This window comes from Leeuwenhoekiella sp. NPDC079379 (genome assembly GCF_044542075.1).
Taxonomy (GTDB): Bacteria; Bacteroidota; Bacteroidia; order Flavobacteriales; family Flavobacteriaceae; genus Leeuwenhoekiella.
Genome location: NZ_JBITTU010000003.1, coordinates 225,893 through 246,636, shown reverse-complemented (window position 1 = coordinate 246,636; position 20,744 = coordinate 225,893). Strand labels below are relative to the sequence as shown.

The following is a 20,744-nucleotide window of genomic DNA, read 5'->3' as shown; positions in this document are numbered from 1 at the left end:
GTATACCAATTAAGTTAATAAATCTCATCTATCATATTAGCTACAAGAGCTGTCCATCCGGTTTGATGTGATGCGCCAATTCCCCTACCGGTATCACCGTGAAAATACTCGTAGAATAGAATAAGATCTTTAAAATTAGGATCTCTGTACGTTTCTTTGTGTAATGCATTCACGGGCCTGTCACCATGCTCGTCTTCTTGAAAGATACTTATTAAGCGCTTCATTAAGTCTTTCCGTATTGCTTCTAATCCTATTACGTTACCACTTCCGCTAGGGTATTCTAACTCTAACTCATTACCATAATAATCTCTAAACTCTTTTAAAGCGGTTGTAAAAAGATAGTTAAACGGCATCCACACAGGACCACGCCAGTTAGAATTACCTCCAAACATAGAAGATTCTGACTCGGCAGGTTCGTATTTTATATCATAACTCGTATTTGCAATATCTATAGAGTAGGTTGTCTCGTGTATTTTTGAAAGTGAACGTATTCCCTGATTACTTAAAAACTCGTTCTCATCAAACATGGTTTTCAACAAAATCTCTAATCGATCTTTTGGCACAAGCGCCAGTAATAAATCAGATTCATCTGAAAATTCCTGAATAACCATATATTTTAGGTTTTTCATTCGGTATTTTCTAAACCAGTCTACACTGTATTTAAAATTGGGTAATCTATCAAGAGTCTCTTTGCTAATATGCAATACTGCAACCAGCGACATCATACCTACAATAGATCGCACTTTTATGGGCTGGTAAGTCCCATCTTGAAAAACGAGCTTATCGTAAAAGAACCCTTCTTCTTCATCCCAGGTTCCGGCATACTTCTCACTACGCTTATTAAGTGCTTCTGCTATAAAGATAAAATGCCCAAAAAACTTAGTACACATTTCTTCATAGGAGCTATCTTCTAGAGCTATTTTAATACTTATCTCTAGCATGTTTAGACAATACAATGCCATCCAAGAGGTACCATCTACCTGCTCTAAATGTGCATTGCCGGGGATACCACTGCTTCGGTCAAATACTCCAATATTATCTAAACCTAAAAAGCCACCCTGAAAAACATTATTTTGCTTTCGATCTTCCTGATTTACCCACCAGGTAAAGTTTAGAGAGAGTTTATTGAAAATACGTTTAAGAAAAACGATATCAGATTTTCCCGCGCTGTCCCGTTCTATTTTAAAAATCTGTAAAGCTGCAAAAGCCTGAGTAGGTGGATTTACATCACTAAAATTCCACTCATAAGCGGGAATCTGCCCGTTAGGCGCCATATACCATTCTTTAGTAAACAGCAACAACTGTTTTTTAGCAAAATCAGGGTCAATATAGGCCATTGTAATACAATGAAATGCACTATCCCAAGCTGCATACCACGGATATTCCCAGGCATCTGGCATTAAATGAATATCGTGATTTCGTAATGTTTTCCAAGTACTATTACGCCCATGCTTGCGTTCTTTAGGTGGTGTAGAAACCTTAGGGTCTCCCTTCAACCACTGCTCTACTTCGTAATTATAATACTGTTTTGACCATAATAATCCGGCAAATGCCTGTCGCTGAATATTTTTTGCTTCAGGATTAGCCACAGATTTAATACCCTCATAAAAGTCTGCGCACTCCTGCGCCCTATCTACAAATAACTGATCAAAATTTTTGTCAAAAGCATCTTTGGGTTCGCCAGATGTCAATCTCAATTTAAAAACTACAGTTTCACCACCTTTTAATTTACGACTGTAATGCGGTGCAAACTTGGTTCCTTCTTGTTTCTTTTTTGCTAAGCGATAGTCATTTTTAACTACTGTATTATGAAAAAAGTCCTTTTTATAGGGATGATCATTAGGCTGTAAATACAGCTTCTCTTCATTGGTTTCATTTTCAGTAAACAACAAATGATCTGGCTTCTGAAAGAAAAAATTATATTCTCCAGTGTATGGGTGCTTTATTTGAACCGAAGGATTTTTTCTTGCTTTACTTTTTTGAATTGATGGTTTAAAAGGCATTTCTCTAAAATCCCAGAAATTACGAACCCATAGTGTAGGTAACACGTGTAATTCTGCCTCTTTAGTATTGCGATTTGTTACCGAGATTTTTATACAAATATCATCTGGGCCTGCCTTCGCATATTCCGTTACTACGTCAAAATATTCATTTTTATTAAACAGGCCGGTATCTAGAAGTTCATACTCAAGTTCTTCACGGGTTCGCTTTTTATTAGATTTAACTAATTCTCCATAAGGAAATTCTTTCTGCGGATACTTATATAAATGCTTCATATAAGAGTGCGTGGGCGTATTCTCGAGATAATAATACAACTCTTTCACATCTTCGCCGTGATTACCTTCAGGCCCTGTAAGTCCAAACAGACGCTCTTTTAAGATTTTATCTTTTCCATTCCATAAAGAAAGTCCAAAACAAATATTGCAATAACGATCTGTAAAACCTGCTAGACCATCTTCTCCCCAACGGTATACCCTACTACGGGCATGATCATGGGTAAAATACCCCCAGGCATCACCTCCGGGACTGTAATCTTCTCTCACAGTACCCCATTGTCGCTCACTTAAGTAAGGCCCCCAATGTAACCAGTCTTCTTTATCTGAATAGTGCGCATCAAGGCGCTTTTGTTCTTCTGTATTTTTCTTAGCCATTTGTTGTAAATCCTGGATAGCACGTCATTCCCCCATCTACAAAAAGGGTAGTGCCATTAATATATTCTGATTCATCTGAAGCCAGCCAGGCAGCTGTGCTTCCTATGTCATCAGGTACGCCTATGCGTTTGTACGGTATTAATTTATTTAATTCTTGCAAAGCTTCTGGTGTTTGCCACGCTTCTTTATTAATTGGCGTTTTAATAGCACCCGGCGCAATACTGTTACACCTTACCTTTAATGGAGCATATTCCTGGCAAATACTTTCCATTAGCATAACTAGTCCACCTTTAGAAGCTGCATAATTGGTGTGTCCTGCCCAGGGAATGATTTGATGAACAGAACTCATATGTATAATTTTACCTAAAGATTTTGAAACGTCAGGGCGCATACCTCTACGCATAAATTCACGCAACGCTTCTCTAGCACAGAGAAACTGCCCGGTAAGATTTACATCTATAACCAGCTGCCAGTCTTCGAGCGTCATCTCGTGTAGCGGAGCATCTTTTTGTAAGCCTGCATTGGCAACTAAAATATCTACGGTACCAAATTTGCTAATGGTTTCCTTAAACATTTGCTGCACCTCATCTTCCTTGCTAACGTTACATTGGATAACAATAGCTTCACCGCAGGTACTATCCTCATTAATTTGCTTTGCAACTTCTTCTGCTCCCTCATCTGAAGAGTTGTAATTAACAACAATATTAGCTCCATCCCGGCCTAATGCAATTGCTACTGCAGCACCTATTCCAGAACTTGACCCTGTAACTATAGCTGTCTGTCCCTTTAATCGCTCGTTGGGTTTTTGCATAACTTTAAATTTCGATTTTAAATTACAAAAATCATATATAACTCGTCCAATTTACGTTATATACTACACCCTAAATTAGAGATTAACTTTAATTATACCCAAAGAAGAATCATTCAAAAAAAACTATAAACCATTATATGAACAGCAAAAATTCTGTGTTTTTAGTTTGAATGTGTTATTTATCGCTTTATCAGCACTTGATAAATGTTAAAGCGATTTACGAAAGAGAAGATTTTACGGACTTAATTTGAGCAAATAGCAGGCTCAAAAACTAGCAGAATTCATACAAAAAACTATAAGCTTACGAGTTCTGACAAACCAAATTTACTAGCCGGAGTATTCATTATATTTTTAATAATATCATGTAGTTCTGGTATTACTGACGTAGCCAAAGGAGTCATACTATTAAACAGTACGCAAACGCCAAGATCTTCTGCAGGATATAATGCGATTTCATTTCTAAAATTACTAACAGAACCGCCGTGATGAACCATACTCGTTTGAGCTCCGGTTTTTGCATCTATAAAATCATGTATTCTCCACCCAAAAGCGTAGGATGACTTTAAATGTCCTTTCCAACGCTGGTAGTACTTTCGACCATCAAGCATTTCTATTTGAGGTGTAAAAACCGTTTTCAAACCAGATTTAGTCAAGACAGATTCCTCGTGTCCTAATAAAAAGCGCATCCACTTTGCCATATCTTCAGCACTGGCATTTACACCTCCTGCAGGAACCGCATTGTAATACTTTTTATTAACCGGAATTTGCATCCACCCCTTAGCCGTGTTTTTATGTGGAAAAGCATAATTATCTGTACTTATCATCGCATCATAATCTGTAGATGCTGTTTTCATATTTAAGGGGGTAAAAATTTTATTCTGAAGCAATTGCTGAATGCTCTGCCCAGTAGCTACTTGCATCATCTCACCACTTAAAGCAAACATTGCATTTTGATAACTATATAAATCTCCCGGTTTAGAGATGGTATTTACAACCCCAAATCTTTCAGCGATTTGAGACATTGTTAGTCCTGCCTCTACAAGATTTGTATAGCAGTGATAAGGAACTCCCGTTGTATGAGATAAAACATTAGAAAGTGTTATCGCCTGCTCATTCAATTTATTTTTTAGATGAAATTGTGGTAATGCCGTTGCCAGTTTATCTTCCCAGCTTATGTTTCCCTCTTCTACTTCTATACTGGCTAGAACTCCTGTAAATCCTTTTGATAACGAACCCAATCTAAAAACCGTCTGTGCATTTACTGAATCTAATTTAGAAAAGCTACGCATCCCAAACCCTCCATTAAACAATATAGAATCACCTGAAATTACACTTACACCTGCACCAATAATTAAATGTTGATCAATAGCTTGTTTAAAATAATCTGCTATAGCCAGATTAATAGCAGCTTTACGCAGTTGAAAAAGGTCTTTTTCCTGCTGGGATACTGTAGTTGATAGGCCAACTTCATTAACTGCTGCTGTAGGAGACTTTAAACTATTTTGAGAATTCAAATTAGTATTGGATAATGACAGAGAAACTAGGAGTATTAAAAATGTACTCCATATCAGGAACTTTTTATTAATCATTATAAGTTGGGGTTGTGGTGCTTAATACAATCAAATTTAGCTTAAAAACAAATAATAACGTCAAAGTACATTTTACTCGATTATAAAATAATTATAAGTAGGTCTCATAAAGCACAATTAGTACAAATACAGAACTACAAAACTCTTTTATTAAAAGAATCTTTTTGTTTCATTTTAGCACTTTTAAACATTTTTTCGATTTTTATAGAGAACTTAATTGAAGACCATTTAGTATGTGTTATTAAATGAAGTTATAAACGTTTTTAAATTCCCCTTAGAAATCTAAAAGTTATGAGGTGCTAATAAATCTTAACTCTAAATAAACAACTAGAAGAATTAGCTAATAAATGACAAGAATTAGTCAATATATACCTAGAACTTCAGTATCTATTTAATAATTTGACGCTTCAATTCTTTATTTATTTAAATCATAAAGGAGTTTTAAACTCCCATAACAATACAGCTTTATGTTTCCAAAAGACACGTACAAACACCGCCGTTCAATTTTGAAAAACGCATTAGGCTCAGGCCTAATAATTTTTCCGGGTAATGGTGAAAGTTCAATGAATTACAAAGACAACTGGTATGCGTTTAAACAAGACAGCACTTTTAGTTATTTTACAGGAATTACTCAAATTCCAGATTTATACTTTGTAATCAACATAAATGATAATGATGAGATTCTATTTGGCGACAATCCTACTGCCGAAGAAATGGTATGGACGGGAGCAAAAGAACCCTTAGAGTCATTTGCTCAAAAATCTGGTTTCAGCACAGTCAAATCAAAATCTGAACTTTCAAAATACATCAGTTCTCAAATAAAGAAAGGTCAAAACGTACATTACCTCTCACCATATCGTGCTGCTCAAAAAATAGAACTTAGTCAACTCTTAAATATTCCGTTAGGCGAACTAGAAAACAGAAAATCTGTTGAACTTATAAAAGCTATTGTTGCGCTCCGCGAGTTGAAATCCCCAGAAGAACTTATAGAAATTGAACAGGCTGTAAACACGACTGCGGCTATGCATAAATTTGCAATGCAATATACCAGACCCGGTATGAGTGAGATGGAGATTGCCGGTAAGCTACAGGCTATTGCTATCGCGGGAGGCGGCAATACCTCGTTTCCTATAATTTTATCTAAAGACGGGCAGTACTTGCACAACCACGCTTCTACAACAATTCTTAAGGATGGTGATCTGGTTTTATGTGATTGTGGCGCAGAGAATGTGATGGGTTATGCAGGTGATATGACACGTACCTTCCCGGCAGGAAAGCGTTTTAGTCCGGTTCAAAAAGATATTTACAATGTGGTGCTTCACGCACACAATACAGCAATAGCCGCCCTAAAACCGGGAATTAAATTTCTTGATGTGCATCTTCTGGCTTCAAAAAAATTAGTTGAAGGACTCATTGATCTAAAACTTATGAAAGGAAATGCAGATGATGCGGTTACCGCAGGCGCTCACACGTTGTTTTTTCAATGTGGTTTAGGTCATATGATGGGGCTGGATACACACGATATGGAAAATCTGGGCGAAGAATATGTAGGGTATACTCCTGAACTTAAAAAAAGTACCGTCTTTGGTCTAAAGTCGTTGCGTTTAGGTAAAGAATTAAAAAAAGACTTTGTACTTACTGTTGAACCCGGTTTGTATTTTAATCCTTATTTAATTGATGAGCGCAGAGCTCAAGGAATGTATACTGATTTTGTAAACTATGATGCGGTAGAAAAGTTTAAAACATTTGGTGGTGTACGGGTTGAAGAAGACCTTGTCATTACAGCTACCGGAAGTATAATTTTGGGAGAACCTCTAGCAAAAACAGCAGAAGCAATTGAAAATCTTAGAAGCTTTTAATCTATGAAGAATAAATTTACCTGGTTTGCTTTAGCACTCGTGGTGTTATTCAACTTTCAACTTACAGCTCAGGAAAATGATTTGAGCATGTTGTCTCTAGATCGTATTTACACCTCAAATGAATTTAATTCAGAAAGTGCCCGACCTATATTCTGGATCAATAACGGAGATGCTTTTATAACGGTTGAACAAAATGCATCTGGCGCAGATGAACTTATAAAATATAGCAGTAAATCTAACGCGCAAGCCACCTATTTAAATGCAGCTGCGCTAACACCTGCTTTAGCTTCAAAAGGCCTGTCTATTGCAGATTTTAGTCTTTCTAAAGACGAAAGCAAAGTACTCATTTTTACAAATACAAGTCGCGTATGGCGCTCTAACACTAAAGGGGACTATTGGATTTACGACTTTGATAATAACAGCCTCAAACAATTGGGAACACAGCTTCCGGCATCTTCTATAATGTTTGCTAAGTTTTCTGAAGATAACAGCTATGTCGCGTACGTTTCTGACTTTAATATTTATAAAGAAAACTTTAAAACCGGCGAGGTATTACAACTCACTCAAGATGGTACCGGCGATATCATAAACGGAACTTTTGATTGGGTTTATGAGGAGGAATTTGGTGCTCGCGATGGTTTTAGATGGAGCCCAGACGCTTCTCAAATTGCCTACTGGCAACTTGATGCTTCTGAGATTGAGACTTTTTATATGATTAATACGACAGACTCAGTATATTCAAAACCTATCCCATTACAATATCCTAAGGTAGGTTACAACCCGTCATCTGCCCGGCTGGGATTGATAAATACAAGTACTAAGCAAACCAGATGGATTCCCATTCCGGGAGATCCTGTACAGCATTATTTACCAGCCATACAATGGGTAAGCAATAATTTACTCTTAATTCAGCAATTAAACCGAAAACAAAACAAGCTTGTTGTTTATACCTATGCTCCTGCTACGGAAGAATTAAAAACCGTCTACACTGAAACTGAAGAAACCTGGGTTGATTTAGGTTATCCGGATATTTCGGCAAATCAATGGGGTAAAAATGACCTGCTGCTTTCTCCAGACAAATCGGCTTTCTTACGTATGACTGAAAATGATGCCTGGCGTCATATTTACAAAGTGAATTTTAAAACAGGAGCTAAAACACTCCTTACTCCGGGAAATTACGATGTTGCTACATTTTACACCGCTACAGATACAGATGTATTCTTTTCGGCTTCGCCAGAAGATCCTGCACAACGCTATTTATACACCGCATCTCTAAACAAAAAAGGAACTCCAAAACGTCTAACACCTAAAGAATATAGTGGTGTAAATACGTATCAAATCGCTCCTAACGGAAATTTTGCTATTCACAGTCATACAGATGCTAATACACCTACAACGGTTCGTCTAATCCATTTGCCCAGTCATAAAACCATAAAAATCCTTGTAGATAATGCAGAATTAAAAAAGAATTTAGTAAATCTGAAGCTTCCGGAAACTAGCTTTTTTCAGGTTACAACAGAGGATGATGTTGTTGTAGAAGGCAGAGTTACAAAGCCTGTAGATTTTGACGCTTCAAAAAAATATCCGGTTCTTTTTCACGTATATGGCGAACCTTGGGGGCAGATGGCTACAGATACGTTTATAGGTACTTACGATATTCTTCTAGCCCAAAAGGGGTATGTCATCATCAATATGGATAATAGGGGTACACCATCGCTAAAAGGTAGCGCATGGCGCAAATCTATTTATCGCAAAGTAGGTGATATCAATGCTCGTGATCAGGCTATGGCGACTAAAGAGCTTCTAAAAAAATGGAATTACCTGGATGCTGACCGTGTTTCTGTGTGGGGATGGAGCGGTGGTGGCTCTATGACACTTAATTTAATGTTTAAGTATCCTGAGATTTACAAAACAGGAATGGCAGTTGCAGCTGTCGCCAATCAGTTATTTTATGATAATGTTTATCAAGAACGATATATGGGGCTTCCGCAGGAGAATAAAGAAGATTTTATAAGCGGCTCTCCGGCAACATATGCTAAACATCTAGATGGTAATTTACTTATCGTACATGGTACGGGAGATGATAATGTGCACTATCAAAATATGGAATATCTCGTAAACGAACTTATTAAAAACAATAAGCAATTTACAATGATGGCTTACCCTAATAGATCTCACGGCATAAATGAGGGCAAAAATACCAGAAGACATTTATACACACTTCTTACTAATTATTTAATGGAACACAATAAAAAATAACAGAAAATCACCGTAGAAAGACTTCCTGAAAACAGAAGCTTTTTTATTTAAGAACTCAAAAATTTTTATGATATGAAATAGCGATGAAACGAAGTCCTGATGATTCGGCAAATTCTTATCCTAAATTTATTTAATAAAAAAAGGCTTCACATTTCTGCGAAGCCTTTAGTGGGCAATGAGGGATTCGAACCCCCGACCCCCTCGGTGTAAACGAGGTGCTCTGAACCAACTGAGCTAATTGCCCTTATACCGGCGTAATTGTAAACCCTTATTAAAAACACCAAACTATTTTGTTTGCTATCTCTTGCTAAAGGATAAAAAAAGGTTTCCAATTCTGGAAACCTTAGTGGGCAATGAGGGATTCGAACCCCCGACCCCCTCGGTGTAAACGAGGTGCTCTGAACCAACTGAGCTAATTGCCCTTTAGAGGGTGCAAATATAAACCAACTTTTAAATATACCAAACACTTTTTCAAAAATAATTAAATCACTTCTGCAACCACAAATGTACTCCCACCTATAAATATCAGATCATCAGGTTTTGAAGTCTGTTTTGCCGCTGTAAACGCTTCTGAAATATTTTCATATTTTTTTCCTAGTAAACCAAAGTGTGCAGCTTTTTCTTTTAAAATTGACTCATCAAGACCACGCGGCCCTTCAGGTTTGCTAAAGTAGTAGTGTGCATTTTTAGGAAACAAAGGCAGTACCGTACTCAATTCTTTATCAGAAACCACTCCTAATACAATATGAAGCTGGTTAAATTTTTCCTTTTTGAGTTGGGTAGTTACATATGTAAGACCTTCAGCATTATGACCGGTGTCACAAATAATTTTAGGACCAACTTCTTGAAGCACCTGCCATCTTCCTAAGAAACCGGTATTTGTAACTACACATTTTACTCCAGCTTCTAGAGCACGTTGAGAAATCTCAAAACCTGTGGTGTTATTTAAAACTTCAATTGCTTTTTGTACGGTTTGCTTATTTCTTTGCTGATAATTACCTTTTAACTCACTCGCTAACTCAGGGTAATCAGACTCATCTGTAAAATATATAGGAGCATCATTTTGCAAAGCTACAGACTTAAAAACAGTTGTCGTCTCTTCCTGTCGCTCTCCTATGACTACCGGAATGCGATTCTTGATAATACCTGCTTTTTCTCCGGCAATTTGAGATATAGTTGTTCCTAAAAATACGGTATGATCTAAGCCAATGTTTGTAATTACTGAAAGTATTGGAGTTATAATATTAGTTGCATCAAGTCGTCCTCCTAATCCTACCTCTATAACAGCAATATCAACTTGCTTATCTGCAAAATATTGAAAAGCCATACCTACGGTTAGCTCAAAAAATGACAGCTCATTATCTTCAAGAAATTGTTTGTGCTTTTTTATAAACTGAATAACGAATAACTCTTCAGCCATTACTCCATTAACTCGTATACGCTCTCTAAAATCTTTTAAATGTGGTGATGTGTATAACCCGGTTGAATAGCCTTCCTCCTGAAGTACAGAAGCAATCATATGACTCGTTGAGCCCTTGCCATTTGTGCCAGCAATATGGATACTCTTAAAATGCTTGTGAGGATTTCCTAAGTGCTCACTTAGAAGTAAAATATTATCGAGATTATTTTTATAAGCTGCAGCGCCCTGACGCTGAAACATGGGAAGTCTCCCAAACATCCAGTGCAGCGTTTCATCGTAATTCATTATTCTGACAAGCTAAACTTATAGACGATTTTGCCTATTTGGCGTGATGGAGCATCTGTATCTCCATTAAACTTTGTAGCAAGCGCAGCTGCTCGTGCAGGATCTAAAAGGCATCTGCTGTTGTTCGTAGTACCTCGCACTCCCGGAGTTGCTTTGATTACATTACCATTACGGTCAACCTCTATGCTTACAACTACAATACCTGCTTCGTTGCATTCTTGTATACGTTTAGGTTTACTTAAAGCCTTACGACCGCCTAACTGGTAATTACCGTCCCCGTCAAGACCTTTTCCGGTACCGTAATAACTAGATGCATTAGGATCCCCATTAGGATCACCTTTATCACCTGCCTTGTTATCGTTGCCTTCGCCACCGCTAGCAGTACCGTTACTTTTTGGTCCATTAAGAATGCTTGAAAGTGCATCTGTGGTAGATTTATCTGGCTTAGGATCTGGTTTTTTAGCTTCGACCGGTTTTGTCACCACCTTTTTAGGCTGCTCAGTAACCGGCTTTTTAATTTCTTTTTTAGGTTCGTTTTTAATCACGGGAGCTTCCTCAACATCTTGAGTAACTACTTCTTCCTTAAGCTCTGCAGATTGCTGCGTTTGAGGTTCTGGAGTTGCATTACGAGGAGCAGATTGTATTGCCTCTGTAGGCTGAATTGTACCAGACCCAACATCTGAAGTACCAAAATTAATAGCAATACCACTTTCTGGAGGTGGATCTAAATATTTTAATCCTGCAAAAAATAAAACAACTAGTAACAGAGCATACAAAATGCTTGTTATAGTAAAAGATTTGCGTTTATATTTTGTGTCTAAAAAGCTCAATATGGCGTTTTATTAAGGATGATATTTATTAGGAATATTACTCTTTGATGTATCGCGTTAAGGATAGAGGCGGCATCCTTTTTTATCTTCTTTACGATTAAAAAAGATACAGCCGAAAAGTCTGACGGCCCTAGCCGTAACGCCCAAAAATTAATTAGGCCTTACCGCTAAAACAATCTTATACTTATTACGGTTTGCAATGTCCATAACGCTAACGGCCTCTTCTATAGGCACTCCCTCTTCTGCTCTTAAAATAATTGTAGGGTCTTCTACCCCCACTAATTCGCTATTAATAAAAGATTCTAAGTTAGCTTGAGTAACACGCTCTTTATTTACATAAATATCTAAATCTTTAGTAATACTTACAGATAGATTCTGTTGATTACTGGTCTTTCCTTTAGCCTTTGGCAAAATAAGGTCTAATGCATCTGGTGTAATGGCCGGTGAGGTTAGCAAGAAGAAAACCAATAACAGAAATACAATATCTGTCATGGAGCTCATACTAAACTCAGGGCTTACTTTATTTCTTCCGCGTAGATTCATATTATGCAGGCTCGTTTAACATATCCAGGAAGTCAACAGCCGTAGCCTCCATCTGGTGCACAACTTTATCTGTACGTACAACTAAATGATTATATCCCATATATGCTATGATACCAACAATAAGACCTGCAACAGTAGTCGTCATAGCTGTGTAAATACCTTCTGCAAGGTTACCCATTTCTGCTTGCCCGCTGCTAGTTGCTAGTTGATGAAAGGCTAGCACCATACCTATAACTGTACCTAAAAAACCTATCATAGGACCTGCTCCAGCAATAGTTGCCAGTACGCTTACATTTTTTTCAAGACGGTAAACCTCTAGCTTTCCAGAATTTTCAATAGCGGTATTGATATCTTCTAAGGGACTGCCTATACGGCTTATGCCTTTTGCTGTTAATCTAGAAACCGGGCTATTTTGCTGTGCACAAAGAATTTTTGCAGCTTCAATATTGCCATTAGCAACGTGATCTTTAATTTGATTCATAAAGTTGCTGTCCATCTGGGAAGCCGCTTTAATTGCAAAAAGACGCTCAAAGTAAATATAGATTGCTACAAAAAGTAAAACAAAAAGAACCAGTATAATGATTTGACCGGGTAAACCACCGCTCATTAACAAGTCTAAAAGAGAAAGCGTTTTTTCTACCGGTTCTTCTTCGGCAGCAAGTGATGGTAGCGTATCTGCACCTTCTTGCAACAAGAGTGTAAGCATAAGTTTTTATTAATTAGTTATATTGTTAACGTGTAAATTAGATATTAATTATATGCTTAAAGTAGAAAATAAACTCCTGCTAATCCTACACCTCCTAAAACAATAGTGTAAGGCAATGCCATCTTCACCATCTTACCATAAGACAAGTTAATTAATGGTGCTAGTGAAGAAGTTAAAAGAAACAAGAATGCAGCCTGGCCATTAGGAGTTGCAACACTAGGAAGGTTTGTACCTGTATTAATTGCTACAGCTAAGTGATTAAACTGTTCTCTGGTAATGTTACCTGCATCATAAGCAACCTGCACTTCATTTATATAAACGGTAGCTACAAATACGTTATCACTAATCATCGATAGTACCCCATTAGCTAAATAAAACATAGAGGGCTGAGCATCTACAGGAAGACTTAACACATAATCAATAATTGGAGTAAATAAATGCTGATCGTGAATCATAGCAACAATTACAAAGAACACTACTAGAAGACCTGTAAATGGTAATGCCTCTTCAAAAGCTTTTCCTAAACTGTGCTCATCTGTAATACCCATAAATGCAGTTTGTACTACGATTAAGAATAAACCTATAAAACCTACAGGAGCTAAGTGCAATGCTAAACTCAATATTAAAAGTATCGCTGAAACTCCTTGCACCCAAAGACCAAAAGCTTCTTTTGGAGTACGTTTCTCATCTTCCTCTTCGGTATATTTCTCTATAATAGTACGAGCAACATCAGGAAGTTTTGCTCCAAAACCAAAAGTTTTAGTTTTTTCAAGAATAAAGGTTGTAATTAAACCACAAATTAATACAGGTATAGTTATAGGAGCCATGCGCTGAAAGAATTCAACAAACTCCCACCCTAACTTCTCACCTATTAATAAGTTTTGAGGCTCTCCTACTAATGTACAAACACCACCTAAAGCAGTACCTACAACACCGTGCATAATCAAACTACGTAAGAAACTTCTAAATTGTTCTAAAGTCTCACCACTTAGAGCTTTGCGGTCTAACACAGAGTCTTCATCATAATCTGCAGTTGCACTCGAGTGTATTTTGTGATAAACCCCATAAAAACCTACCGCAACACTTATTAATACAGCAGTTACAGTTAAAGCATCTAAGAAGGCTGAAAGTATCGCTGCTAAGAAAACAAATAACATAGAAAGCACAGCTTTAGATTTTATCTTAGTAAACACCTTACTAAAAATAAACATAAGCATGGGTTTCATAAAATAAATACCCGCTACCATAAACACTAAAAGCAATACCACCTCTAGATTTTGGGCAACTTCTGCGTAAGCAGCATCAGGAGTGGTAAGACCTAATATTAATGCCTCTAACGCAAGTATACCTCCAGACTGAAGCGGATAGCATTTTAAAGCCATCGCCAATGTAAAGATAAACTCACCTATAAAAATCCATGCGGTTACCATGGGCCCTAGAGTGTAGTAAGCAAAGACGTTGAAAACTAAGAAAGCTACCATAGCTAACTTAAACCAGCGTGGGCTGTTACCCAAAAAATATTTTAACATGTGTGTTTAGTTGTTGGTTAATGATTATTTAAATAAGCTGCTGCAATGCTATTTCAAATGCGGTGCGGCTAATATTTTTATTACTGCTATTATGATTATATGTATTTTGAATCGCATCACGTATTGTTTGTGAAGTATCGCTAAAAATTGCTTCATCGGTCATTTGTACACGACGCTCCATAAAATAAGCAAAGACACGTGCCATACCACAATTAGATATAAAATCTGGTATAACCGAAACCTGCGCATCGGTGTGTTCCATAATAGATCCAAAGAAAATTTCTTTATCTGCAAATGGCACATTTGCACCACAGCTAATTACCTCAAGACCGGCATTAATCATTGCATCTATCTGTTCTTTTTTGACCAGACGTGATGCTGCGCAAGGTGCAAATATCTCTGTTTTAATACTCCAGATTTTTTCATTCACCTCATCAAAGGGAATCAAATTATCTGCCTCTAATTTATTTCCATTTTTATTTAAAAAAAGTTCTTTTATTTCTTCAAAAGAAAACCCTTCTTCTTTTATAAGTCCACCTGCTGCATCTATGATTCCCACAATTTTAGCTCCTTGCTGTGCCAAATAATATGCTGCTGCAGAACCTACATTACCAAAACCTTGTATAACGGCTCTTTTACCCTCGATGTTTCCACCATAGATATCGTAAAAATGCCTAGCTGCTTCTGCCACACCATACCCGGTGATCATATCTGCAACGGTGTATTTTCTAGAAACGTCTGGAGAAAAGTTTTGATTCTCGAGCACTTTAATTACACCTTGGCGCAGTTGACCTATACGATTAATTTTATCTGCTTCGGTAGGTCTAAAGTGGCCATTAAAAACACCCTCCTGCGGATGCCAAACACCACTTTCTTCAGTAATGGGAATAACTTCGTGTATCTCATCTACATTAAGATCGCCACCCGTACCGTAATAACTTTTAAGCAATGGTGATACTGCTGCATACCAGCGTTCTAAGACGCCTTTTTTACGTGGATCGTTAGGGTCAAAGTTAATTCCACTCTTAGCGCCGCCTATTGCCGGGCCAGAAACCGTGAATTTAACTTCCATTGTTTTGGCCAGTGAAAGTACTTCATTGCGGTCAAGACCTTTTCGCATACGCGTACCACCACCGGCGGCACCTCCGCGTAACGAATTAATCACCGTCCAGCCTTCTGCTTCGGTTTCGGGGTCGTTCCAATGAAAAACAATCTCTGGCTCTTTAGTTTCGTAACGTTTTAGTAATTCTTTCATTAAATAATTTAGAAGGTTGACAAATATAACTACTTAGGCGGTTTTCCCTATAGTTTTCGTATTAAATTAAGGTGAATACAGCTTTCCTGCACAGTGATCTTCAGAAGCTCCTGTAACGCTACGCAACACATTGATAGTGTTACGCAAACGTAAAACGCCCATAAAGCTAAAGATTAGCGCTTCTTTAAATTCTATCATTTTAGGAGCTGCTTTTTTGATTTTTAAACCCGATAATTCTTCGAGGCGCTTCATTAAATAGACATTATAAGCACCTCCACCAGTGACTAAAACTCCGTTTGAAGATGTTATTGACTTACAATTTCTGAGAACTTCGGCAAGTTGAACAGCCATGTGCTCTGTATAAGTTGCTATACGATCTTCAACACTTAGTCCTGATCGCTCCAAAATAGGAAAAACAACAGCTTTTACCCATTCTAAACCTAACGATTTTGGATAGGAATTTTTATAGAATGCCAGCGCATTCAATTCACTTAAAAGTGCTTGATGTATTGTTCCTGATGCGGCAATCTCACCATCCTTATCGTAGTCGTAACCAATCTTAGTTGTGAAACTATTTAGAACAATATTTGTTGCACAAATATCATATGCGATACGCGTATTATTTTCTGAAAAAGAAATATTAGCAAAGCCACCTATATTTAAACAAGCTCCGTACGCATTAAACAATAAGGAGTCTCCTATAGGAACTAACGGAGCTCCCTGACCGCCTAAAGCAACATCCTCAACTCTAAAATCGCAAATCACTAATTTCTCGCAAAGTTTAGCAAGCTCTGGCAAATTACCTATCTGATACGTATAGCCTTGATCTGGCTGATGTAAAATCGTATGACCATGCGAAGCAATAGCATCAAGATTTTTTAAAGGATGCCGTTTTCTAAAATCATTTATAAGCGTTGCGAGATATCTTGTATATACTACATCGAGCTCTTGCAATTCATTTTGAGATAGACTAACTGCCTCACGTAATCGCAACACCCAGAAAGGCTCGTAGGCGATTGTCTCACAATCTAGTAACTCATATTCCCAGTTATCCTTTTTTGTAAATCGTATGTACGCAAAGTCTACCCCGTCGAGAGAGGTACCACTCATAACTCCTAAAACTGTATAACTTGTGCTATTCAAGGCTCTTTAACTATAAGTATTCTTAATATATTAGATATTTTCTATTAAAATCGTAAATTTCACCATATTTAATTTTATTTATTGAATTTTCTACAATAAAATTGACTTATTTTGCAAAGTACTATGCAAGCATAGTAAATAAACTATTTTGCAGACTAAGGTATAAAGGAAATATTAGTTATTAATCAAAAATTGGTTATGGATTTTAGCTTGAGTGAAGAACACATAATGATACGAGATGCAGCTCGTGAATTTGCACAAAACGAATTGTTACCGGGCGTAATAGAGCGCGACGAAAAACAACATTTTCCAAAGGAGCTTATAAAAAAAATGGGCGAAATGGGATTTTTAGGTATGATGGCTCCTACAGAATTTGGCGGTGGCGGTATGGATACTATCTCCTATGTATTAGTTATGGAAGAGCTTTCTAAAATAGATGCCTCAGCATCTGTTATTGTCTCTGTCAACAATAGCCTCGTTAATTATGGGCTTTCTCAATATGGTTCTCAGGCTCAAAAAGAAAAGTACCTATCTCAACTTACCACCGGTGAAAAATTAGGCGCATTCTGTTTAAGTGAACCCGAAGCGGGTAGTGATGCTACTTCTCAGAAAACTACCGCAATCGATAAAGGAGATCATTATATTTTAAATGGTACTAAAAACTGGATTACAAATGGAAGCTCTGCAGATTACTATCTAGTAATAGCTCAAACCGATAAAGAAAAGAAACACAGAGGCATAAACGCTTTTATTGTTGAAAAAGGTTGGGAAGGTTTTGAAATAGGTCCTAAAGAGCAAAAACTAGGAATTAGAGGAAGTGACACGCACTCTCTAATTTTTAATGACGTAAAGGTGCCTAAAGAAAATAGAATAGGTGAAGATGGCTTTGGCTTTAAGTTTGCCATGAAAACACTTAGCGGCGGGCGTATAGGTATTGCCGCACAAGCTTTAGGTATTGCAGCCGGAGCCTTTGAGATGGCACGCGATTATTCTAAAGTACGTAAAGCCTTTGGTACCGAAATATGCAATCACCAGGCTATAGCATTTAAACTTGCAGATATGGATGTCTCTATTGAAGCTGCACGTCATCTGGTTATGAAAGCTGCGTGGGATAAAGATCAAGGCAACAATTATGATGTCTCTAGTGCACGAGCGAAGTTATATGCTTCTCAAGTTGCTATGGATGTTTCTGTAGAAGCTGTACAGGTTCACGGTGGTAATGGTTTTGTAAAAGAATACCACGTAGAACGTCTTATGCGTGACGCTAAAATCACACAGATTTACGAAGGAACTTCAGAGATTCAGAAAATTGTAATCTCTCGTGGATTACTTGATTCTTAATAGAATTACGCTCATTAAAAATTAGAAAAGACCCTTAACCGGGTCTTTTCTAATTCTTAAACATTTTTAAAACGTATAGCCCAAGCGCAGAAGTAAATTACCTACAATAAGATTTTCATTTTCAGAAAAACCCTCTTGCTTCCAAAACTCAACTCCATAACCCAAACCTAATCCCACTTCATAAGTAAAATGTTGCCAGAGCGTTCTCTTGATTCCCCATTGTGCGGTAATCGTAAGCGATTCTATAACAGTATTATTTGCTGAACTACTTATTAAAAACCAATCAGAATTATAGGCAGTTTTTAAACCGAAAAAATTAGCAGTATTCTTTTCTGTTACTTTTCCTTTAGCAGCTCGCTTTCTCATATTGTAATACCATCTAGGCTCAATATTTATGGTAGGAGCTAACACCCACTGAAAACCATCTTCTACAAAAGTACCTCCTGCAAAACCACCATTTAAACCTAATTCTGAGCGCAATGCAATAGTTTTTGAAAGTCTCGATTCATTATGCGCCCATAATCCTAAAAGACCGGTTTGAACGCCCCAAATAGATTTTTCTACGGTAACATTCTGGGTAGTTTGTGCGTTTATGGAAAAAGCCAACAAAGCTATTACCGCCTGAAGGACGAGTACTTTTCTAAACATGATAGTTCTGATTTTTTATTTATGAATAACTTAAACCTATAAAAAAAGCCCCAAAATGGGGCTTTTTTTATAGGTTTTTACTGATTTACTTTGCAAAGTATATATAAATACCTACTACAATTAAGCAAATAGCAATACCTACCTGTTTTACATATTTGTAGGGTTCTATAGAAACCTGCTTTGTGTATTCTAATATAAATGGTTCTTTACGTGGATATAGTTTCCCGATGATAAGCATAATAACAATATTTGCTACAAATAGTATAGCCATTATATGAAGATAATGTGGGTATGCTCCTACCTCAACCATACGTAAAGCTTCTGCATCTGATATACCACTAGCTTTAGCTGCTTCAACGGCATCATTTATAAGTTTAGGTTTTAAAACAAACTGACTGATTATATACATTAACGACCCGCTAATAATCCCAATTTTAGCCGCTATTGCAGGTACTCTCTTTGTTAAATATCCTACCACAATTATTGTGAATATAGGAATACTGTAAATACCGTTTATCTCCTGCAGATAGCTAAACAAACTTCCTGCATTTGCTATAAATGGTGCAATAAACATCGCCGCTAACGCAAGACATACTCCAAATATCTTTCCATATTTTACAACTGTCGCCTCTGGGGCATCCTGGTTGACGTGCTGCTTATAAATATCTATACCAAATAGAGTAACCGAACTGTTAAGCACACTATTGAATGAACTTAAAATTGCTCCAAAAAGTACTGCTGCAAAAAATCCTACTAATGGTTTTGGCAAAACTGCGCGCACTAATTCGGGATAAGCTAAATCACTACTAGAAAGGCCTCCTTCAAAATAATAATATGCTATCATACCTGGCAATACTAAGATGATAGGCCCTAATATTTTTAAAAATGCAGCTAACAGAAGTCCCTTTTGACCTTCTGCCAGGTTTTTTGCACCCAGACCCCGCTGAATAATCTGCTGGTTAGTTCCCCAGTAAAATAACTGCACAAGCATCATACCTGTAAAAATGGTAGAAAAAGGTACCTCCTGTCCCGGTTCACCGGTAGAATCAAATCGAGCAGGATCAGAATCTACTAATACTGTCAGACCATTCATAACGCTTCCGTCACCTATTGCCATCAAACCAAAGACCGGAATTAAAACTCCCCCAATAATTAAACCTACAGCATTAATACTATCAGAAACAGCTACTGCTTTTAAGCCTCCAAATACAGCATATATAGAACCTATGATTCCAATTCCCCAAATACATATAACTAAAGCCGTGGTATCAGAAACGCCTAAACGTTCTGGCACATTAAACATTCCACTTAAAGCCACAGATCCTGAGTATAAAATAACCGGAAGTAGCACTACAACGTAACCAGAAAGAAACAATACAGAAGTAATGGTCTTTGTAGACACGTCAAAACGTTGCGCTAAAAATTGTGGCACTGTAGTTAAACCTCCTTTTAAATACCTCGGAAGTAGAAAAATAGCAGTAACCACTATTGATATTGCAGCAAGCGTTTCCCACGCCATTACAGACAATCCATCTTTATAAGCACTACCGTTAAGACCTACGATTTGCTCTGTAGAAAGGTTTGTCAATAATAAGGATCCCGCGATAACACCGGCTGTTAAACTTCTGCCCCCTAAAAAATATCCGTCAGATGTACTCTCATCTTGCTTTCTTACAGCTAGCCAGGATACCAGAGCCACTAAAATTGTAAATGCTAAAAAAGAAATTATAGTCATGGTTAGAATTTGAAAAATCGTTTTCGCACATTTTTAGACAGTTATAAGAAAACGATGTAATTATTTTATCGAGGCGTAAAGTAACGCATTTTGAGCAATGCTACATGTATTTTTAGTGACAAATTGACCCAAAATATATA

The 20,744-nt window shown here is 37.2% G+C and carries 15 protein-coding genes and 2 tRNA genes; 3 read left to right on the top strand and 14 right to left on the bottom strand.

Annotated elements, in window-relative coordinates:
- Nucleotides 1-14: 14 nt before the first annotated feature.
- From ACIGAM_RS06990 to ACIGAM_RS06980, 3 genes are all read right to left on the bottom strand, one after another.
- On the bottom strand, nt 15-2,651 hold the full coding sequence (locus ACIGAM_RS06990; protein ID WP_396510750.1) for an MGH1-like glycoside hydrolase domain-containing protein: 2,637 nt from the start codon (nt 2,649-2,651) through the stop codon (nt 15-17).
- Nucleotides 2,644-3,462 carry an SDR family oxidoreductase gene (locus ACIGAM_RS06985; protein WP_396510749.1) on the bottom strand — a complete coding sequence of 273 codons (819 nt, stop codon included), beginning with the start codon at nt 3,460-3,462 and terminating at the stop codon, nt 2,644-2,646. The genes ACIGAM_RS06990 and ACIGAM_RS06985 overlap by 8 nt, the downstream gene beginning before the upstream one ends.
- Nucleotides 3,463-3,755: 293 nt before the next feature.
- The gene (locus ACIGAM_RS06980) at nt 3,756-4,976 is read right to left on the bottom strand and encodes a serine hydrolase domain-containing protein (protein WP_396510748.1); all 1,221 of its coding nucleotides are present in this window, start codon (nt 4,974-4,976) and stop codon (nt 3,756-3,758) included.
- Between the two features lie 542 nt (nt 4,977-5,518).
- Here ACIGAM_RS06980 and ACIGAM_RS06975 point away from each other — a divergent pair.
- Both ACIGAM_RS06975 and ACIGAM_RS06970 read left to right on the top strand, forming a co-directional pair.
- On the top strand, nt 5,519-6,910 hold the full coding sequence (locus ACIGAM_RS06975) for an aminopeptidase P family protein (RefSeq protein WP_396510747.1): 1,392 nt from the start codon (nt 5,519-5,521) through the stop codon (nt 6,908-6,910).
- Nucleotides 6,911-6,913: 3 nt separating this feature from the next.
- A complete protein-coding gene (locus ACIGAM_RS06970; protein WP_396510746.1) occupies nt 6,914-9,169 on the top strand; it encodes a DPP IV N-terminal domain-containing protein in 2,256 nt (751 codons plus the stop codon).
- Between the two features lie 169 nt (nt 9,170-9,338).
- Here ACIGAM_RS06970 and ACIGAM_RS06965 read toward each other — a convergent pair.
- The 9 genes from ACIGAM_RS06965 to ACIGAM_RS06925 form a co-directional block, all read right to left on the bottom strand.
- Nucleotides 9,339-9,413, bottom strand: a tRNA-Val gene (locus ACIGAM_RS06965).
- A gap of 103 nt (nt 9,414-9,516) precedes the next feature.
- Nucleotides 9,517-9,591, bottom strand: a tRNA-Val gene (locus ACIGAM_RS06960).
- A gap of 59 nt (nt 9,592-9,650) precedes the next feature.
- A complete protein-coding gene (locus ACIGAM_RS06955) occupies nt 9,651-10,874 on the bottom strand; it encodes a bifunctional folylpolyglutamate synthase/dihydrofolate synthase (RefSeq protein WP_396510745.1) in 1,224 nt (407 codons plus the stop codon).
- Nucleotides 10,874-11,704, bottom strand: a complete 831-nt coding sequence (locus tag ACIGAM_RS06950) for an energy transducer TonB (protein WP_396510744.1) — start codon at nt 11,702-11,704, stop codon at nt 10,874-10,876. The genes ACIGAM_RS06955 and ACIGAM_RS06950 overlap by 1 nt, the downstream gene beginning before the upstream one ends.
- 150 nt (nt 11,705-11,854) lie before the next feature.
- The gene (locus tag ACIGAM_RS06945) at nt 11,855-12,247 is read right to left on the bottom strand and encodes an ExbD/TolR family protein (protein ID WP_396510743.1); all 393 of its coding nucleotides are present in this window, start codon (nt 12,245-12,247) and stop codon (nt 11,855-11,857) included.
- A gap of 1 nt (nt 12,248) precedes the next feature.
- Nucleotides 12,249-12,953, bottom strand: a complete 705-nt coding sequence (locus tag ACIGAM_RS06940; RefSeq protein WP_396510742.1) for a MotA/TolQ/ExbB proton channel family protein — start codon at nt 12,951-12,953, stop codon at nt 12,249-12,251.
- Between the two features lie 56 nt (nt 12,954-13,009).
- A complete protein-coding gene (nhaB, locus tag ACIGAM_RS06935) occupies nt 13,010-14,482 on the bottom strand; it encodes a sodium/proton antiporter NhaB (protein WP_396510741.1) in 1,473 nt (490 codons plus the stop codon).
- Nucleotides 14,483-14,510: 28 nt separating this feature from the next.
- The gene (locus ACIGAM_RS06930; RefSeq protein ID WP_396510740.1) at nt 14,511-15,737 is read right to left on the bottom strand and encodes a Glu/Leu/Phe/Val dehydrogenase dimerization domain-containing protein; all 1,227 of its coding nucleotides are present in this window, start codon (nt 15,735-15,737) and stop codon (nt 14,511-14,513) included.
- Between the two features lie 66 nt (nt 15,738-15,803).
- The gene (locus ACIGAM_RS06925) at nt 15,804-16,880 is read right to left on the bottom strand and encodes an anhydro-N-acetylmuramic acid kinase (protein WP_396510739.1); all 1,077 of its coding nucleotides are present in this window, start codon (nt 16,878-16,880) and stop codon (nt 15,804-15,806) included.
- A gap of 198 nt (nt 16,881-17,078) precedes the next feature.
- Here ACIGAM_RS06925 and ACIGAM_RS06920 point away from each other — a divergent pair, with 198 nt between their 5' ends.
- Nucleotides 17,079-18,221, top strand: coding sequence for an acyl-CoA dehydrogenase (locus ACIGAM_RS06920; protein WP_396510738.1), 1,143 nt, complete (start codon nt 17,079-17,081; stop codon nt 18,219-18,221).
- 66 nt (nt 18,222-18,287) lie between these two features.
- On the opposite strand, the gene ACIGAM_RS06915 is transcribed toward ACIGAM_RS06920, so the two are convergent.
- Entirely contained in the window at nt 18,288-18,869 is a 582-nt protein-coding gene (locus ACIGAM_RS06915) for a hypothetical protein (RefSeq protein WP_396510737.1), read from the bottom strand.
- A gap of 85 nt (nt 18,870-18,954) precedes the next feature.
- Nucleotides 18,955-20,604 (bottom strand): solute:sodium symporter family transporter, encoded by a 1,650-nt coding sequence (locus tag ACIGAM_RS06910; RefSeq protein ID WP_396510736.1) that lies wholly within the window; start codon nt 20,602-20,604, stop codon nt 18,955-18,957.
- Nucleotides 20,605-20,744 lie beyond the last annotated feature (140 nt).

Excerpts from the sequence above, each read along its gene's own strand:
- ACIGAM_RS06975 (WP_396510747.1), top strand. The coding sequence starts at position 5,519 with ATGTTTCCAAAAGACACGTACAAACACCGCCGTTCAATTTTGAAAAAC.
- ACIGAM_RS06970 (WP_396510746.1), top strand. The coding sequence starts at position 6,914 with ATGAAGAATAAATTTACCTGGTTTGCTTTAGCACTCGTGGTGTTATTC.
- ACIGAM_RS06940 (WP_396510742.1), bottom strand. The coding sequence starts at position 12,953 with ATGCTTACACTCTTGTTGCAAGAAGGTGCAGATACGCTACCATCACTT.
- ACIGAM_RS06920 (WP_396510738.1), top strand. The coding sequence starts at position 17,079 with ATGGATTTTAGCTTGAGTGAAGAACACATAATGATACGAGATGCAGCT.
- ACIGAM_RS06915 (WP_396510737.1), bottom strand. The coding sequence starts at position 18,869 with ATGTTTAGAAAAGTACTCGTCCTTCAGGCGGTAATAGCTTTGTTGGCT.
- ACIGAM_RS06955 (WP_396510745.1), bottom strand. The coding sequence starts at position 10,874 with ATGAATTACGATGAAACGCTGCACTGGATGTTTGGGAGACTTCCCATG.
- ACIGAM_RS06910 (WP_396510736.1), bottom strand. The coding sequence starts at position 20,604 with ATGACTATAATTTCTTTTTTAGCATTTACAATTTTAGTGGCTCTGGTA.
- ACIGAM_RS06930 (WP_396510740.1), bottom strand. The coding sequence starts at position 15,737 with ATGAAAGAATTACTAAAACGTTACGAAACTAAAGAGCCAGAGATTGTT.
- ACIGAM_RS06990 (WP_396510750.1), bottom strand. The coding sequence starts at position 2,651 with ATGGCTAAGAAAAATACAGAAGAACAAAAGCGCCTTGATGCGCACTAT.
- nhaB (WP_396510741.1), bottom strand. The coding sequence starts at position 14,482 with ATGTTAAAATATTTTTTGGGTAACAGCCCACGCTGGTTTAAGTTAGCT.
- ACIGAM_RS06985 (WP_396510749.1), bottom strand. The coding sequence starts at position 3,462 with ATGCAAAAACCCAACGAGCGATTAAAGGGACAGACAGCTATAGTTACA.
- ACIGAM_RS06945 (WP_396510743.1), bottom strand. The coding sequence starts at position 12,247 with ATGAATCTACGCGGAAGAAATAAAGTAAGCCCTGAGTTTAGTATGAGC.